12 protein-coding genes are annotated in these 17,362 nt (G+C 67.2%); 11 read left to right on the top strand and 1 reads right to left on the bottom strand.

Annotated features, from left to right (window positions below):
- Positions 1-14 precede the first annotated feature (14 nt).
- The 4 genes from atpA (at position 15) to AB4Z48_RS05595 (ending at position 4,504) form a co-directional block, all read left to right on the top strand.
- The gene (atpA, locus tag AB4Z48_RS05580; RefSeq protein WP_441612886.1) at positions 15-1,556 is read left to right on the top strand and encodes a F0F1 ATP synthase subunit alpha; all 1,542 of its coding nucleotides are present in this window, start codon (positions 15-17) and stop codon (positions 1,554-1,556) included.
- A gap of 74 nt (positions 1,557-1,630) precedes the next feature.
- Positions 1,631-2,506 (top strand): F0F1 ATP synthase subunit gamma, encoded by an 876-nt coding sequence (atpG, locus tag AB4Z48_RS05585; RefSeq protein ID WP_441612887.1) that lies wholly within the window; start codon positions 1,631-1,633, stop codon positions 2,504-2,506.
- A 33-nt stretch (positions 2,507-2,539) separates the two neighbouring features.
- Complete coding sequence (gene atpD, locus AB4Z48_RS05590) at positions 2,540-3,943, top strand: F0F1 ATP synthase subunit beta (protein WP_441612888.1); 1,404 nt, start codon at positions 2,540-2,542, stop codon at positions 3,941-3,943.
- A gap of 144 nt (positions 3,944-4,087) precedes the next feature.
- Complete coding sequence (locus tag AB4Z48_RS05595; protein ID WP_441612889.1) at positions 4,088-4,504, top strand: F0F1 ATP synthase subunit epsilon; 417 nt, start codon at positions 4,088-4,090, stop codon at positions 4,502-4,504.
- A gap of 385 nt (positions 4,505-4,889) precedes the next feature.
- Here AB4Z48_RS05595 and AB4Z48_RS05600 read toward each other — a convergent pair whose 3' ends face one another.
- Positions 4,890-5,168 (bottom strand): hypothetical protein, encoded by a 279-nt coding sequence (locus AB4Z48_RS05600; RefSeq protein ID WP_441612890.1) that lies wholly within the window; start codon positions 5,166-5,168, stop codon positions 4,890-4,892.
- 70 nt (positions 5,169-5,238) lie between these two features.
- Between AB4Z48_RS05600 and AB4Z48_RS05605 the strand changes: the two genes are divergently transcribed.
- The 7 genes from AB4Z48_RS05605 (at position 5,239) to AB4Z48_RS05635 (ending at position 17,239) form a co-directional block, all read left to right on the top strand.
- The gene (locus tag AB4Z48_RS05605; RefSeq protein ID WP_441612891.1) at positions 5,239-6,258 is read left to right on the top strand and encodes an RsiV family protein; all 1,020 of its coding nucleotides are present in this window, start codon (positions 5,239-5,241) and stop codon (positions 6,256-6,258) included.
- 5 nt (positions 6,259-6,263) lie between these two features.
- Positions 6,264-6,686, top strand: coding sequence for a CoA-binding protein (locus tag AB4Z48_RS05610; RefSeq protein WP_441613050.1), 423 nt, complete (start codon positions 6,264-6,266; stop codon positions 6,684-6,686).
- Between the two features lie 74 nt (positions 6,687-6,760).
- Complete coding sequence (locus AB4Z48_RS05615; RefSeq protein ID WP_441612892.1) at positions 6,761-7,717, top strand: alpha/beta hydrolase; 957 nt, start codon at positions 6,761-6,763, stop codon at positions 7,715-7,717.
- A gap of 76 nt (positions 7,718-7,793) precedes the next feature.
- Entirely contained in the window at positions 7,794-8,891 is a 1,098-nt protein-coding gene (gene hemE / locus AB4Z48_RS05620) for a uroporphyrinogen decarboxylase (RefSeq protein WP_441612893.1), read from the top strand.
- Between the two features lie 571 nt (positions 8,892-9,462).
- A complete protein-coding gene (locus tag AB4Z48_RS05625; protein WP_441612894.1) occupies positions 9,463-11,769 on the top strand; it encodes a primosomal protein N' in 2,307 nt (768 codons plus the stop codon).
- A 174-nt stretch (positions 11,770-11,943) separates the two neighbouring features.
- Positions 11,944-15,942 (top strand): trifunctional transcriptional regulator/proline dehydrogenase/L-glutamate gamma-semialdehyde dehydrogenase, encoded by a 3,999-nt coding sequence (putA, locus tag AB4Z48_RS05630; RefSeq protein WP_441612895.1) that lies wholly within the window; start codon positions 11,944-11,946, stop codon positions 15,940-15,942.
- A gap of 145 nt (positions 15,943-16,087) precedes the next feature.
- Positions 16,088-17,239 (top strand): branched-chain amino acid ABC transporter substrate-binding protein, encoded by a 1,152-nt coding sequence (locus AB4Z48_RS05635; RefSeq protein ID WP_441612896.1) that lies wholly within the window; start codon positions 16,088-16,090, stop codon positions 17,237-17,239.
- The last annotated feature ends 123 nt before the right edge of the window (positions 17,240-17,362 follow it).

Below are 17,362 nucleotides of genomic sequence, written 5' to 3' on the forward strand. Positions count from 1 at the left end.
TTAGGAGCATTGTTATGCAACTGAACCCCTCAGAAATCAGCGAGCTGATCAAGTCCCGCATCTCGGGTCTTGGCGCCGACGCTGAAGTGCGCAACACCGGCACGGTTATCTCCGTGACCGATGGTATCTGCCGCGTGCACGGCCTGTCCGGCGTGATGCAGGGCGAGATGCTGGAATTCCCCGGCAACACCTTCGGCCTCGCGCTGAACCTCGAGCGCGACTCTGTCGGCGCCGTGGTGCTGGGCGACTACGAACACATTTCGGAAGGCGACCCGGTCAAGTGCACCGGCCGCATTCTGGAAGTGCCGGTCGGCCGCGAATTGCTCGGCCGCGTGGTCAACACGCTGGGCCAGCCGATCGACGGCAAGGGCCCGATCAACGCCAAGGAATTCGACGTTATCGAAAAGGTTGCCCCTGGCGTGATCGCACGTCAGTCGGTTAGCCAGCCGGTGCAGACCGGCCTGAAGTCGATCGACGCGATGGTGCCTATCGGCCGTGGCCAGCGCGAGCTGATCATTGGCGACCGCCAGACCGGCAAGACCGCCGTGGCTGTCGACGCCATCATCAACCAGAAGGGCAAGGGCGTCTTCTGCGTGTACGTGGCAATCGGTCAGAAGGCTTCGACCGTGAACAACGTGGTGCGCAAGCTCGAAGAACTCGGCGCGATGGAATACACCATCGTCATCGCCGCAACGGCTTCGGACTCCGCCGCCATGCAGTATCTGGCTGCCTACGCCGGCTGCACGATGGGCGAGTACTTCCGCGACCGCGGCGAAGACGCGCTGATCGTCTATGACGACCTGACCAAGCAAGCCTGGGCCTACCGCCAGGTGTCGCTGCTGCTGCGCCGCCCGCCGGGCCGCGAAGCTTACCCCGGCGACGTGTTCTACCTGCACTCGCGTCTGCTCGAGCGCGCAGCCCGCGTGAACGCCGACTACGTCGAGAAGTTCACCAAGGGTGCCGTGACCGGCAAGACCGGCTCGCTGACCGCGCTGCCCGTGATCGAAACGCAGGCTGGCGACGTGTCCGCCTTCGTGCCGACCAACGTGATCTCGATCACCGACGGCCAGATCTTCCTGGAAACCGACCTGTTCAACGCTGGTATCCGCCCCGCAATCAACGCCGGTATCTCGGTGTCGCGCGTTGGTGGTGCCGCCCAGACCAAGGTCGTCAAGAAGCTGTCCGGCGGTATCCGTACCGACCTGGCCCAGTACCGTGAGCTGGCTGCGTTCGCGCAGTTCGCTTCCGACCTGGACGATGCCACCCGCAAGCAGCTGGAGCGCGGCCGCCGCGTGACCGAACTGCTCAAGCAGGCGCAGTACCTGCCCCTGCAGGTGTGGCAGCTGGCCGCGTCGCTGTACGCAGCCAACAACGGCTTCCTCGACAACGTGGAAGTGAAGGACATTCTCCCGTTCGAGAAGGGCCTGCACGACCATCTGAAGACCAAGTACGCCGACCTCATCAACCGCATCGAAGATACCAAGGATCTGTCGAAGGAAGATGAAGCCGCGCTGCGTGCAGCGATCGAGGATTTCAAGAAGTCCGCCGCGTTCTAACCGCGCAATTCCACGAAACTGCGCCGGCACCGTTGCCATGACGGTGCCGGCGCGGCACGAATGGAGAGGAAGATATGGCCGGAACGAAAGAAATTCGAACCAAGATCAAGAGCGTGCAAAACACGCGCAAGATCACCAAGGCGATGGAGATGGTCGCCGCGTCCAAGATGCGCAAGGCGCAGGAACGGATGCGCAACGCCCGTCCCTATGCCGAGAAAGTGCGCAATATCGCGGCGCACCTGGCTTCGGCCAACCCCGAGTTCAAGCACCCCTTCATGGTGGCACGCGAAGTCAAGCGCGCCGGCATGATCGTGGTGACGACCGACAAGGGTCTGTGCGGTGGCATGAACACGAACGTGCTGCGCGCGGTCACCAATGAGCTGCGTGAGCTGCAGAACCGCGGCGTGCAGGTGCAAAGCACCGCCATCGGTTCCAAGGGCATGCAGTTCCTGGGCCGCGTCGGCGCCAAGGTGGTTTCGCACGTGGTGCAGCTCGGTGACACCCCGCATCTGGAAAAACTGATCGGCGCGATCAAGGTCCAGCTCGACGCTTTCACCAATGGTGAGGTCGATGCCGTGTACCTGGCTTACACCAAGTTCATCAATACGATGAAACAGGAGCCGATGGTGGAGCAGCTGCTGCCGCTCCCCGCCGACAAGTTTGCCCAGACCGAAGATGAAAAGCGCGCCTACTCGTGGGATTACATCTACGAGCCCGACGCCCAGACCGTGGTGGAAGAACTGTTGGTCCGCTACGTCGAAGCGCTGGTGTACCAGGCCGTGGCCGAGAACATGGCGTCCGAGCAATCGGCGCGCATGGTGGCCATGAAGGCGGCATCCGACAACGCCAAGAACGTGATCGGCGAACTGCAACTGGTCTACAACAAGACCCGTCAGGCAGCGATCACCAAGGAACTGTCGGAAATCGTCAGCGGTGCCGCAGCCGTCTAAGGCGTCAAGTATTCAAGCTATCGGAGATACGAAATGAGTATCGGAAATATTGTGCAGTGTATTGGCGCCGTGGTGGACATCGAGTTCCCCCGCGACGCGCTGCCGAAGGTGTACGACGCGCTCGTGCTGGAAGAGAGCAACGAAGCCTCGTTCGCCGAGAAGGGCCTGACCTTCGAAGTGCAGCAACAGCTGGGTGACGGCGTGGTGCGTACCATTGCCCTGGGTTCGTCGGACGGCCTGCGCCGCGGCATGGCAGTGAAGAGCACCGGCGCGCCGATCTCGGTGCCGGTTGGCCAGGGCACCCTGGGCCGCATCATGGACGTGCTGGGTCGTCCGATCGACGACGCCGGCCCGATCGCTTCGGAAGAACTGCGCGCGATCCACCAGAAGGCCCCGAAGTTCGACGAACTGTCGCCTTCCGTGGACCTGCTGGAAACCGGCATCAAGGTGATCGACCTGGTGTGCCCGTTCGCAAAGGGTGGCAAGGTGGGTCTGTTCGGCGGCGCCGGTGTCGGCAAGACCGTGAACATGATGGAGCTCATCAACAACATCGCCAAGCAGCACAGCGGTTTGTCGGTGTTCGCCGGCGTGGGCGAGCGTACCCGTGAAGGGAACGACTTCTACCACGAAATGAAGGACTCGAACGTTCTCGACAAGGTGGCCATGGTGTTCGGCCAGATGAACGAGCCGCCGGGCAACCGTCTGCGCGTGGCACTGTCCGGCCTGACCATGGCCGAGAAGTTCCGCGACGAAGGCCGTGACATCCTGTTCTTCGTCGACAACATCTACCGCTACACGCTGGCCGGTACCGAAGTGTCGGCACTGCTGGGCCGTATGCCTTCCGCAGTGGGTTACCAGCCGACGCTGGCCGAGGAAATGGGCAAGCTGCAAGAGCGCATCACCTCGACCAAGACCGGCTCGATCACGTCGATCCAGGCCGTGTACGTGCCTGCGGATGACTTGACCGACCCGTCGCCTGCCACCACCTTCCTGCACCTGGACTCGACCGTCGTGCTGTCGCGTGACATCGCCGCGCTGGGTATCTACCCGGCCGTCGATCCGCTCGATTCGACCTCGCGTCAGCTCGACCCGCAAGTGGTGGGTCAGGAGCACTACGACGTGGCCCGTCGCGTGCAGCAAACGCTGCAGCGCTACAAGGAACTGCGCGACATCATCGCGATTCTGGGCATGGACGAACTGTCGCCGGAAGACAAGCAGGCCGTGTCGCGCGCTCGTAAGATCCAGCGTTTCCTGTCGCAGCCCTTCCACGTCGCGGAAGTGTTCACGGGTTCGCCGGGCAAGTACGTGCCGCTGAAGGAAACCATCCGTGGCTTCAAGATGCTGGTGGACGGCGAGTGCGATCACCTGCCGGAGCAAGCGTTCTACATGGTCGGTTCGATCGACGAAGCCTTCGAGAAGGCCAAGAAGCTCCAGTAAGCGGCGTCTTTCGCCTGCGGGCGTCGTAGCGGCGGCCCGCCCCGGACAGCACAATGTCCGAGGCGGGTCACGCTCGGCCCCAAGGGCGGAATACTTGCTTCCTGGCAACGGGAAGCCGAAGCTTTCAGGGACAAAGGAATTCACATGGCAACCATTCTTGTAGACGTCGTCAGCGCCGAATCGTCGATCTTCTCCGGTCAGGCGAGGTTCGTGGCACTGCCGGGCGAGTCGGGCGAGCTGGGTATCCTGCCGGGCCATACGCCGCTGATCACGCGTATCCAGCCGGGCGCAGTGCGCATCGAGAAGGAAGACGGTAGCGAAGAGTTCGTGTTCGTGGCCGGCGGCATCCTCGAAGTGCAACCCAAGCACGTCACCGTGCTGGCGGACACCGCGATCCGCGGTGGCGACCTCGACGAAGCCAAGGCGCAGGAAGCCAAGCGCGCCGCCGAGGAGCTGATGCAGAACCAGAGCAGCGATCTCGACCTGGCACGTGCGCAGGGCGAGCTGGCTGTGGCTACTGCGCAACTGGCAGCCATCGCGCGCCTGCGTCGCAAGCGCTGAGAAAAGGCAGTCTCGCCCCGCCTGTTGTTTTTTGGCAGTGGCGAGAAAAAAGGCAGCCGCAAGGCTGCCTTTTTCATGAGCCTGCGACTATTCTGTCGGCTCAGACCAAAAAAAAGCGCGCGGGCCGGGGAGGCTCCGCGCGGACGGGAAAATCCCTTCGAGGGGTCAATTCGAAGGAACGGGTAAGGTCCAGGTCATCCAACAGGCGCCAGCCACTTTCCATACGGCAAGGTGGTCAGGCATCCGGTCAGGCGGTACCGATCGCAATCAGACGATCCAACCAGCCGGAAACGGAGCGCGCCAACAATCTCAACCTGGTACACCGACCGCAGGCGTCGCCTGCGATCCGGTCAATCTGGGTGGGAATGCTTCCTAAAGGCTTTCTTCACGACGCCCTCCCTTTCTGTTTGGGGGAGGGAACGCCTTCACAAAAAACTGATTGTGTTAAAGCATTGTGGGGGAAACTTTTGGGGATGGCAGTAACAAAATGTATCGGTTTGCAAGAAGTTGAAAACGCCGTAACCGAAATGTCAGCCAAATAAGCCTCTTTAATCTCATATCGGCCGTTTTGCTGCATCGCAGCGGGAACATCGCCGGACCACGCCAGTCCCATTGCTTTCGCTGACCCAGCCATCCGCCTCGCGGTCTGGCCGCCGATTGCCATGCCGTCCTTTTCCGCCTTTCCTGTCTTTCCCGTTTCCCGCCGCCCCCGCGCCCAGGTACGAAATGCCCTTGTGCAGCTTGGCCTCGCGGGGCTTGTCGCTGGCGCGCCGGCGGCAAGCGGCGTGGCGCGCGCGGACAGCCCGCACACGCTCGCCGGTTCCTTCTGGCAGGGCGATCTCGGCGGTGGCGAGCAGGTATCGCTGACGATATTTCCACGCGCCGGGACCGATATAGTCGACGGAACCGTTCGTTACGATTCAATGCTCTCGGCCATCCCTCGCCAGCTGGATGGCCAATTGACATCGGGCGGCGCCCTGAGCCTGCGCGAGCAGGCGGCTTTCCCCCCCTCCCTCGACTCCGCCGAAGCAAGCGATGGCGCCCGTTTCGAGGGCACGCTCTCTGCCGACAGGCACACCGCCAACGGGCTGTGGACAAGTCCCGATGGCAGCGCGCGCCAGCTCGTGCTGACGCGCAAGGCAGTCTATCGCGAGAACAAGGCGGAGGTGGCGGGGGCGCGCCTTGCAGAACGCTATCCCGAAACCGGTCGGCAGGACATCGACGCGCTGATCGCCTCCCTGCGTACCAGCGGCTGCGGCGAGGGCGAGCTGGAATGCCGTAGCGCGGTGGAACTCGTCAGGCTTGATGCCGATGCGGTCAGCCTGTTGCGTACCACCTGGCGCTACAGCGGCGGTGCGCACGGCAGCCTGGACTACGCCGGCGCAACGTGGCGCAACGATGCCGGCAGGGACGGCCGGCCCGCCTATGCGCCAATCCGGCTCGCCGACCTGTTGGGAGGCAAAGGCTGCGTGCGCAAGCTCAACGCGGAGCTGCAAGCGTCGCTGACGCAGCAGGGCGCGGCCCACCCGGAGCGCGGCGCACTCGACGACCAGGCGCTGCGCGATGACCGCACTCCCTATACGCTGTACCGCGGCGGGCTGGTGCTGCACTATGCACCCTATGCGGTGGGACCGTTCGCACAGGGCGCCTACCAGGTGGCGGTGCCGTTTGCTCGGCTGGGCGGCTGCGCCCGCCCGCCCGGCACAAGCCGCGAAGAATCCCCCCAACCCGAACCGAAGGAAACGCAGACGTGAGCGAGATGCAGACAGCCATCCGGGACATGCTGGCGATGAAGACCGTCGCCGTGGCGGGCCTGTCCGACAACCCGGCCCGCGCCAGCCACGAAGTGGCCGCCTTCATGCAGGCACGCGGCTATCGCATCGTGCCGGTCAATCCCAACCATGCCGGCGCGCGTATCCTGGGGCAGACCTGCCATGCCAGCCTGGCCGACGCGGCGCGGGCACTGGCCGCCGAAGGGCAGCGCATCGACTGGGTGGACATCTTCCGCCGCGCCGACGACGTGCCGCCGGTGGTGGACGACGCCATCGCCATCGGTGCGCGCGGCGTCTGGCTGCAACTCGGCATCGTCAACGACGAGGCCTTCGCCCGCGCCCGAGCCGCCGGGCTGCTCGCGGTGCAGGACCGTTGCGCCAAGATCGAGCTGATGCACGCGGACGCCTGAAGGCGCGAACGCCGCTACACTGCGGGGTTGCAGGCGCCTTGCGCCGCGACCCCATCAACCCGTCCGACCCAGCCATGGCCATCGATCCCCAGCTCCTCGACTATTACCGCCGGCTTGCCGAGCGCTATGCCGGCCAACCCGCGCCGGCCGATGCCGCGGGCCGTCGCGCCCGCTTCGCCGAAATCGCAGCGACTTCGCTGGTGCCGGACCCCGAAGGCCTCGTCGTCACGGATCTGGAGATCGCGCTGCCCGGCCGTACGCTGGCGGCACGCCTGTACCGCCCGGAGGGCGTGACGGAGCCGCGCCTCATGGTCTACTTCCATGGCGGCGGGTGGGTGGTCGGCTCGCACGAGACGCATCACACCGTGGCGGCGCTGCTGGCTGCCGATACCGGCTGCGCCGTCGCCAGCATCGACTACCGGCTCGCCCCGGAGCATCCGTTTCCCGCGCCGTGCGACGACGCGCTGCAGTCGTTGCTCTGGTTCGCCGAGCAACGCGCGCGGCTGCGCCTCGATACCCGCTTCCTGGCCGTGGCCGGCGACAGCGCCGGTGGCCACCTGGCGGCGCAGGCGGCGCGCTGGGCGAACGCGCACGGACATCCCGGGCTGGTCAACGCCCAACTGCTGATCTATCCGGTGACGGCGCCGGCCCTTGCCACCGAGAGCTATCGCGCCTTTGCCGACGGCCCTGGCCTCACGCGTGACGAAATGGCCTGGTTCTGGACCCAGTTCATCGGCGCGGAGCAACTCGCCGCGGGCGCCGCCATCGAAGACACGCGCATCCACCTCATGGGCGCGGCGCCAAGGCACCTGCCGCCCGCCAGCGTGGTGGTGGTGGCGGCCAATGACGTGCTGCGCGACGACGGCCTGGCCTACGCCGACTACCTGGTGCGCTACGGCGCAGCCGTGATCACGCTGGAAGCCAGTGGCATGACGCATGGTTTCGCCCGCCTGCAGCCCGATGTGCCGCGCGCGCGCGAATGGATGCGCCGCGCCGCGCAGGCCTTCAAGGAACTGGCGGACGACATTTGACGCAAATGCGCCGACGCCGCCGCACGGCGGGGAGGAACGCGGCGCGGGCATCCCGTAGAATGGCGGTCTTACGAGGATGACCATGACCGCACTGCAGAACGATACCTTCCTGCGCGCACTGCGCCGGCAGCCTACCGAGTACACCCCGCTGTGGCTGATGCGACAGGCCGGCCGCTACCTGCCCGAGTACAACGCCACGCGCGCGCGCGCCGGCAGCTTTCTCGGGCTGGCCAAGGACCCGGCCTATGCCACCGAGGTGACGCTGCAGCCGCTCGAGCGCTACCCGCTCGACGCGGCCATCCTCTTCTCCGACATCCTCACCGTGCCTGACGCCATGGGCCTGGGCCTGTCGTTCGCGCAGGGCGAGGGGCCGCGCTTTGCCCGTCCGTTGCGCACCGAAGCCGACGTGATGAAGCTGGCGGTGCCCGACATGGCCTCGCTGCGCTATGTGTTCGACGCGGTCAGCGAGATCCGGCGTGCGCTCGTGCAGGACGGCCGCCAGCGCGTGCCGCTGATCGGCTTTTCGGGCAGCCCCTGGACGCTGGCCTGCTATATGGTCGAAGGCGCCGGCTCTTCGGATTTCCGCACCGTCAAGAGCATGATGTACAGCCGCCCGGACCTGATGCACCGCATCCTGGAGATCAACGCGCGCGCCGTATCCGCCTACCTGAACGCACAGATCGAGGCCGGCGCGCAGGCCGTGATGCTGTTCGATACCTGGGGCGGCACGCTGGCCGACGGCATGTACCAGGCGTTCTCGCTGGCCTATATGCGCCAGGTGGTGGCCGGGCTCAAGCGCGAGCAAGACGGCCAGCAAGTGCCGGTGATCGTCTTCACCAAGGGCGGCGGCCTGTGGCTGGAAGAACTGGCCGGCATCGGGGCCGACGCGCTCGGACTCGACTGGACGGTCAACCTGCAGCAGGCGCGCCGCCGTACCGGCGGCCAGGTCGCCCTGCAGGGGAATATCGACCCCAATGTGCTGTTCGCGCCGGAATCCGCCATCCGCACGCAGGTGCGCGGCGTGCTCGACAGCTACGCCGCCGGCGGCGGCAGCGACGGCCATGTGTTCAACCTCGGCCATGGCATCTCCCAGTTCACGCCGCCTGAGAATGTCACGGTGCTGGTGGACGAGGTGCATCGCTACAGCCGCCAGCTGCGGGCCAGCGCGGGGTGATACGTGGTGCACGCCCCGCCGCCGGCCGGGCGGCGGCGGCTGTGCGGCGCAGCGAGCGTGACGCCTGCGGCGCGTTCCCGAAGCCGGGTGGCGCGGGAGGCTGGCACGAAGCGCTGTCAAGTAAACTATTTTGCAATTTTTCGCTCTTTCGGTGCCGGTTCGCGCTTGTCAAGGCTTGACTTATGCACATCAATGGGTTTTCCGCAGTGCAAGAGCGGGTTAGTCCTTAACTCATCTGAGGGAGGCTCGCAAGTCCTTGATTTAAAAGGAATTGCATCTGATCAGGCTGACGCCGGAATGCCAGTGGGAGCCTTGATTTACGGGGCTTGGCGGGAACGCCGGACGAGTTTTCAACAAAGTTATCCACAGGCACTGCGCGCCAGCGGGAAAAGCGGCCATCTATCATCGACTTAGGGGCACATTTGAAGCGTTACTTTAAGTTGATGCTGCGCCGCACACTTAATTTGTCTGGAAAGCGGCCCAGCGCTGCCTTGCACCCGCATTGGGCCAGCTTGCCCGCCGCCTTGCCCCAATCTGGGCCGTACCCAGTGCTGCGCGCCGGAGCCAGGGCGTGAACGCCCCGACACTCCCCGCCTCCGGCCCGGAAGCGTCATCTGCCGCCGATGACGCGCCGCTTGCCATCGTGCGGGTGGCGCTCGATACGCCGGCCGACGATGTCTTCGATTATCTCGCCCCGCCGGAGATCCAGCCTGGCGACCTGGTGACCGTGCCCTTCGGGCGCCGCCTGATGGTCGGCGTGGCAGTGGCCCGTTCGGCCCATTCCGAAGTGCCGCCCGATCGGCTGCGGCCTGTCGCCCAGCGCCTCGACTGGCTGCCGCCGCTGGGCGCGCACTGGATCGCGCTGGCCCGGTTCTCCTCGCTCTACTATCACCGCTGTCTCGGCGAGGTCATGCTCCCGGCGCTGCCCCCGGGGCTGCGCGAGGCCGAGAGCTGGCCGCGGCTGGCGCTACGGGCCCGCTGCGAGCATTACCGCTTGATACCGGGCCACGAGCCGGCCCTGCTGGCAGCCGTGCCGGCGCGTGCCCGCACCGTGCTGGCCCTGGCGCAGGCCCTGGTGGCCGCCGCCGGGGCGGGTGCGGCACTTTCCGCGGCCGAGGCGCGTGCCTTGTGCAGCGCCGCCCCGGCCCGCCTGGCCGAATGGACGGCGGCCGGCTGGGTCAGCGCCAGCCACGCCGACCAGCCGCTGCTGGACATTGCAGCCGACAGCGAACCTTCGGTCGCGCCACCGTTGCACGACGAGCAGCGCGCGGCCGTGGAGGCGATCAGCCAGGCGCAGGGCTTCGCGCCCTTCCTGCTGCACGGCGTGACCGGCAGCGGCAAGACCGAGGTCTACCTGCACGCCATGGCCGAAGCCCTGGCGCGCGACCCGCAGGCGCAGGTACTGATGCTGGTGCCCGAAATCAACCTCACGCCGCAATTGCAGGGCCGCATCGCCGCGCGCTTCCCGCAGTTGCCGCTGGCGGTGCTGCACAGCGGCCTGGCTGACCAGGAGCGCACGCTGCAATGGCTGGCCGCGCACCGGGGCGAGGCCCGCATCGTGCTCGGCACCCGCATGGCGGTGATGGCCTCGCTGCCGCATCTCGCCCTGATCGTGGTGGACGAGGAGCACGACACCTCCTACAAGCAGCAGGAGGGCCTGCGCTACTCCGCGCGGGACCTGGCCATCTGGCGTGCCAAGCAGCTCGGCATCGCCGTCGTGCTGGGCTCGGCCACGCCGTCGATGGAAACCTGGTGGCGCGCAGAGCAGGGCGCCTACCGCAAGCTGGTGCTGCGCGAGCGCGCCCAGGCCGACGCGGCGCTGCCGGTAGTGCGGCTGGTCGACCTGAACCAGGAGCGCCAGCGCCAGCGCGCGCTCTTCGAAGGGCTCTCGGTGCCGCTGCTGAGCGCCATCGAGGCCCGCCTGGCGCGTGGCGAGCAGAGCCTGCTGTTCCTCAACCGGCGCGGCTACGCGCCCGTGCTCGCCTGCGGCAGTTGCGGCTGGCTGTCGGGTTGCCCGCGTTGTTCCGCCTACCTGGTGCTGCACCGGCCCGAGCGCCGGCTGCGCTGCCACCACTGCGGGCTGGAATCGCCCGTGCCCCATCATTGTCCGGACTGCGGTGATGTGGATATTGCGCCGCTCGGGCGCGGCACGCAGCGGATCGAGGAAGCCTTGGCGGCACGTTTTCCACAGGCCCGCATCGCGCGCATCGACGCGGACTCCACGCGCCGCAAAGGCAGCGCCCAGGCAATGTTCGACGAGGTCCATGCCGGCGAGGTGGACATCCTGGTGGGTACGCAGATGGTCGCCAAGGGGCACGACTTCCAGCGTGTGACGCTGGTCGGCATCGTGCACCCGGACGCCGCCATGTTCAGCCACGACTTCCGCGCGGCCGAGCACCTGTTCGCCTCGCTGATGCAGGTGGCCGGCCGTGCCGGCCGCGCCGGGCTGGCCGGCGAGGTGCTGATCCAGACCCGCTATCCGGATGCATCGGCATTGCAGGCACTGGTTCGCCATGACTATGATGGATTCGCTGCCGCGCAGTTGCGCGAGCGGCGCCAGGCCGGGTTGCCCCCGTTCGCGTACCAGGTGCTCGTCACGGCCGAGCACGGCCAGCTGGAGCGCGCGCTGGCCTTCCTGCAGAGCGCCCGCAATCGTGCCGACTCCTGCCGCCTGGCGCCTGAGGTGCAACTCCACGACCCGGTGCCGATGTCGATGGTGCGCGTGGCCAACCGCGAGCGTGCGCAGATGCTGGTGGAAAGTACCTCAAGGGCCGCATTGCAGCGGTTTGTGGACGAGTGGGTGCAAACTTTCGGTGACGCGCTGGCCGATGCGAAGGGCGTGCGGTGGCAACTGGAGATCGACCCGCTTCGTATTTGAGCACCGTTGACGGCCGGCGCGGCGACGGGTTGGGTGCAACCCGCATCCGGATTCAGAATGAGTGGTTGTACCTAGTTGCACCTTCGGTTTCCCGCGGAGTATGATCGCGCCCATCGGCAGGCGTATCCGGGAGATCGGGCGCCTTGCATCCGCATCCTTCGGAGAATCAAGCGCATGGCCACCACCACCCTCGGCGTCAAGCTGGACGACGCATCCCGCGAGCGCCTCAAGCGCGTTGCCCAGTCGATCGACCGCACGCCCCACTGGCTGATCAAGCAGGCTATCTTCACGTACCTGGAGCAGGTCGAGCGCGGCCATGTGCCGGCCGAGGCCGGCGCGTCCGGCACGCCGGCGGATGGCGCGGCGGACGGCGCGGATGGCTTCGACGCGGCGGGCGAGGGCGCGCCCCAGCCATTCCTCGAGTTCGCCCAGAGCGTGCAGCCGCAGTCGGTGCTGCGCGCTGCGATCACTGCCGGCTACCGCCGCCCCGAGACCGAGTGCGTGCCCGTGCTGCTCGAGCAGGCCCGGCTGCCGCAGCAGCAGGCCGAGGCCGCGCTCGCGATGGCCCGCACGCTGGCCACCCGCCTGCGCGAGCGCAAGGTCGGCACCGGCCGCGAAGGACTGGTGCAGGGCCTGATCCAGGAATTCTCGCTCTCGTCCCAGGAAGGCGTGGCGCTGATGTGCCTGGCCGAGGCGCTGCTGCGCATCCCGGACAAGGCCACGCGCGACGCGCTGATCCGCGACAAGATCAGCGGCGCCAACTGGCAGTCGCACCTGGGCCAGAGCCCGTCGCTGTTCGTCAACGCGGCCACCTGGGGCCTGCTGCTGACCGGCCGCCTGGTTGCCACCCACACCGAAGCCGGCCTGTCCAAGGCCCTGACCCGCATCATCGGCAAGGGCGGCGAGCCGCTGATCCGCAAGGGCGTGGACATGGCGATGCGCCTCATGGGCGAGCAGTTCGTCACCGGCGAGACCATTTCCGAGGCGCTCGCCAACGCGCGCAAGTACGAGGCCGAAGGCTTCCGCTACTCCTACGACATGCTCGGCGAAGCCGCCATGACCGAGGAAGACGCGCTGCGCTACCTGGCGTCCTACGAACAGGCCATCCATGCCATCGGCCAGGCCTCGCGCGGGCGCGGCATCTACGAAGGCCCCGGCATCTCGATCAAGCTCTCCGCGCTGCACCCGCGCTACAGCCGTGCCCAGCACGAGCGCGTGGTCAGCGAGTTGTACGGCCGCCTCAAGTCGCTCACGCTGCTGGCCCGCCAGTACGACATCGGCATCAATATCGACGCCGAGGAAGCCGACCGCCTGGAGATCTCGCTGGACCTGCTCGAGCGGCTGTGCTTCGAGCCCGAGCTGGCCGGCTGGAACGGCATCGGCTTCGTCGTGCAGGGCTACCAGAAGCGCTGCCCGTTCGTCATCGACTACCTGATCGACCTGGCCCGCCGCAGCCGCCACCGCCTGATGATCCGCCTGGTCAAGGGCGCCTACTGGGATAGCGAGATCAAGCGCGCCCAGGTGGACGGCCTGGAGGGCTATCCGGTCTACACGCGCAAGGTCTACACCGACGTGTCCTACGTGGCATGCGCGCGCAAGCTGCTGTCGGTGCCGGACGTGATCTACCCCCAATTCGCCACCCACAATGCGCATACGCTGGCGGCGATCTACCAGATCGCCGGCCACAACTACTACCCCGGCCAGTACGAGTTCCAGTGCCTGCACGGCATGGGCGAGCCGCTGTACGACCAGGTGGTCGGGCCGCTGGCCGACGGCAAGTTCAACCGCCCGTGCCGCATCTACGCCCCGGTGGGCACGCACGAGACGCTGCTGGCCTACCTGGTGCGCCGCCTGCTGGAGAACGGCGCCAATACCTCCTTCGTCAACCGCATCGCCGACGAAACCATTTCGCTGGATGAACTGGTGGCCGATCCGGTCACCGTGGTCGAGCGCATGCATGCCGAGGAGGGCGGCCTCGGCCTGCCGCACCCGCGCATCCCGCAGCCGCGCGAGCTGTATGGCCAGTCGCGCGCCAATTCCGCCGGCATCGATTTGTCCAACGAGCATCGCCTGGCTTCGCTGTCGTCGGCGCTGCTGGCCGGGACCAGCGAGGCGGTTGCCGCGGCGCCGCTGCTCGGCGGCGAAGCCGCGCCCGGCTCGGAAGCGAACCAGCCGGTGCCGGTGCGCAACCCGGCCGACCTGCGCGACGTCGTCGGGCATGTCACCGAAGCCAGCATGGCCGAAGTGGAAGCCGCGCTGCAGGCCGCGGTCAAGGCTGCGCCGATCTGGCAGGCCACGCCGGCCGACGTGCGCGCCGCGGCGCTGGAGCGGGCCGCCGAACTGATGGAAGCGCAGATGCAGTCCCTGATGGGCGTCATCATGCGCGAGGCCGGCAAGACCTTCTCCAACGCCATCGCCGAAGTGCGCGAGGCCGTGGACTTCCTGCGCTACTACGCGGCGCAGGTGCGCGAGACCTTCTCCAGCGACACGCACCGCCCGCTCGGCCCCGTGGTCTGCATCAGCCCGTGGAATTTCCCGCTGGCCATCTTCACCGGCCAGGTCGCGGCCGCGCTGGCCGCCGGCAATACCGTGCTGGCCAAGCCCGCCGAGCAGACCCCGCTGATCGCCGCGCAGGCCGTGCGCCTGCTGCGCGAAGCGGGCGTGCCGGCCGGCGCCGTGCAACTGCTGCCGGGCCGCGGCGAGACCGTCGGCGCCGCGCTGGTGGGCGACGCACGCGTCAAGGGCGTGATGTTCACCGGCTCCACCGAAGTGGCGCGCCTGCTGCAACGCAGCGTGGCCGGGCGCCTGGACGCCGCCGGCCGCCCGGTGCCGCTGATCGCGGAAACCGGCGGGCAGAACGCGATGATCGTCGACTCCTCGGCGCTGGCCGAGCAGGTGGTGGGCGACGTGGTCAACTCCGCCTTCGATTCGGCCGGCCAGCGCTGCTCGGCGCTGCGCGTGCTGTGCCTGCAGGAGGAAGTGGCCGACCGCGTGCTGGCCATGCTCAAGGGCGCCATGAACGAACTCGCCATCGGCAACCCCGACCGCCTGTCCACCGACGTCGGCCCGGTGATCGACGAAGAAGCGCGCGACAACATCCTGCGCCATATCGAAGCCATGCGCGCCAAGGGTCGCCGCATCCACCAGGCCGAGCGCAGCGAAGCCGCGGATGCCGCCACCCGCCACGGCACCTTCGTGCCGCCCACCCTGATCGAGCTCGACAGCATCGAAGAGCTGCAGCGCGAGGTATTCGGCCCGGTGCTGCACGTGGTGCGCTACCAGCGCGCCGGCCTGGACGCGCTGCTCGGCCAGATCAACGGCACCGGCTACGGCCTCACCATGGGCATCCATACGCGCATCGACGAGACCATCGCGCATATCGTCGAGCGCGCCGAAGTGGGCAACCTCTACGTCAACCGCAATGTGGTCGGCGCGGTGGTCGGCGTGCAGCCGTTCGGCGGCGAAGGATTGTCCGGCACCGGCCCCAAGGCCGGCGGCCCGCTCTACCTGCACCGCCTGCTGTCGGTCTGCCCGCAGGACGCCGTGGCCCGCGCCGTGCGCGCCTCGGACGTGCTGAACGGCGCCGGCGAGCCCGGCCCGGTGCGCGCGGCGATGACCGATGCCCTGGGCATGCTCAAGGAATGGGCCGCGCGCGAGAGCGCCGCGCTGCCCGGGCTGGGCGCGGCGTGCGACCGCTTCGCCGCCGCCTCGCCGGCCGGCCTGTCGGTGACGCTGCCCGGCCCCACCGGCGAGCGCAACACGTACACGCTGCTGCCGCGCGCGGCCGTGCTGTGCCTGGCCCAGCAGGAGGCCGACCTGGCCATGCAGCTGGCGGCCGTGCTGGCTGCCGGCAGCCGCGCGGTCTGGCCGGACAGCCCGATGGCGCGCACGCTGTCGGCGCGCCTGCCGAAGGCAGTACAATCGCGCGTCCGCCTGGTGCCCGACTGGGCCGCGGGCGACACCGAATTCGATGCCGTGCTGCACCACGGGGATTCCGACCAGCTGCGCGCCGTGAGCGAGCAACTGGCCACGCGCGCCGGCCCGATCATTTCGGTCCAGGGCCTGGCGCACGGTGAACCGAATGTGGCCATCGAGCGTTTGTTGATCGAGCGTTCGCTCTCCGTCAATACGGCGGCGGCGGGCGGCAATGCCAGTTTGATGACGATCGGCTGACCGGCCGGGCGTTGATCGAAGAGACGCGAGGCAGCGGCGATCCCGCGCGCCTTGCGTATGTGAAATCGGGAAGCGTTTCGCGCCGCACCCGGACGCGTCCAAAAACGCAGCAAGAAGGCTATCGAAAAGCCACCAAGGAGAACTGATGAACTCGACTTTCCACAAGACGGCACTGACCGTTGCCCTGTCGATCGCCGGCGTGTGCGCCAGCTCGGCCGCCTTTGCCCAGGCCCAGGAAATCAAGCTCGGCTTCGCCGCGCCCATGACCGGCGGCCAGGCGCAATACGGCAAGGACATGCAGAACGGCGTGATCCTCGCCATCGAGGAAATGAACGCCACCAAGCCCAAGATCGGCGGCAAGGACGTCAAGTTCGTATTGCTTTCCGAAGATGACCAGGCCGATCCCAAGACTGGCTCGGTGGTGGCGCAGAAGCTGGTGGACGGCGGCATCCAGGGCATGCTCGGCCACTTCAACTCCGGCACCAGCATCCCGGCTTCGATGGTCTACAACCGCGCCGGCATTCCGCAGATCGCCATGGCGACCGCGCCGGAATACACCAAGCAAGGCTTCAAGACCACCTTCCGCATGATGACCTCCGACACCCAGCAGGGTTCGGTGATCGGCGCCTTCGTGGTGAAGAAGCTTGGCGCCAAGAACATCGCCATCGTCGACGACCGCACGGCCTACGGCCAGGGCCTGGCCGACGAGTTCGAGAAGGCCGCCCGCGCCGCCGGCGGCAAGATCGTGCGCCGCGAATACACCAACGACAAGGCGGTGGACTTCAAGGCCGTGCTGACCAACATCAAGCGCAGCAACCCGGACGTGATCTTCTACGGCGGCGCCGAGACGCAATCCGCGCCGATGGCCAAGCAGGTCAAGGAACTCGGCATGAAGTCGCCGCTGGTGTCGGGCGAAATGTCCAAGACCGACAACTTCCTGAAGCTGGCCGGCACCGCTGCCGATGGCACCGTGGTGTCGCTGGCCGGCCTGCCGCTGGAGCAGATGCCCGGTGGCGCCACCTACGAGAAGAAGTACGAGAAGCGCTTCGGCGGCAAGGTGCAGACGTACTCGCCGTACGCCTATGACGGCGCCACCGCGATGATGAGCGCCATGGTCAAGGCCGGCTCGGCCGATCCGGCGCGCTACCTGCCGGTGCTGGCCGCCACCAATATGCAGGGCGTCACCACCAAGGCCCTGGCCTACGACGCGCGCGGCGACCTGAAGGACGGCGGCATCACCGTCTACAAGGTGGTCGGCGGCAAGTGGACCGTGCTGGAGACGGTCGGCGGCAAGTAAGCCTTCGCCAGCGCCATGCGGAAACGCCACCTTCGGGTGGCGTTTTCTTTTGGCGGCACGCCAGCGGGGCAGCCGATGTCTCGCGGGCGCAACAAGGAAGCGGCGCCGTTCCCATTCTTTCCC

The sequence above is a fragment of the Cupriavidus sp. 2TAF22 genome, from assembly GCF_052115045.1.
Taxonomy (GTDB): Bacteria; Pseudomonadota; Gammaproteobacteria; order Burkholderiales; family Burkholderiaceae; genus Cupriavidus.

Coding starts and splice junctions, on each gene's coding strand:
- hemE (WP_441612893.1), top strand. CDS start 7,794: ATGACCATGACCGCACTGCAGAACGATACCTTCCTGCGCGCACTGCGC.
- AB4Z48_RS05595 (WP_441612889.1), top strand. CDS start 4,088: ATGGCAACCATTCTTGTAGACGTCGTCAGCGCCGAATCGTCGATCTTC.
- AB4Z48_RS05615 (WP_441612892.1), top strand. CDS start 6,761: ATGGCCATCGATCCCCAGCTCCTCGACTATTACCGCCGGCTTGCCGAG.
- AB4Z48_RS05610 (WP_441613050.1), top strand. CDS start 6,264: ATGCAGACAGCCATCCGGGACATGCTGGCGATGAAGACCGTCGCCGTG.
- putA (WP_441612895.1), top strand. CDS start 11,944: ATGGCCACCACCACCCTCGGCGTCAAGCTGGACGACGCATCCCGCGAG.
- AB4Z48_RS05635 (WP_441612896.1), top strand. CDS start 16,088: ATGAACTCGACTTTCCACAAGACGGCACTGACCGTTGCCCTGTCGATC.
- atpD (WP_441612888.1), top strand. CDS start 2,540: ATGAGTATCGGAAATATTGTGCAGTGTATTGGCGCCGTGGTGGACATC.
- atpA (WP_441612886.1), top strand. CDS start 15: ATGCAACTGAACCCCTCAGAAATCAGCGAGCTGATCAAGTCCCGCATC.
- AB4Z48_RS05600 (WP_441612890.1), bottom strand. CDS start 5,168: ATGGCAATCGGCGGCCAGACCGCGAGGCGGATGGCTGGGTCAGCGAAA.
- atpG (WP_441612887.1), top strand. CDS start 1,631: ATGGCCGGAACGAAAGAAATTCGAACCAAGATCAAGAGCGTGCAAAAC.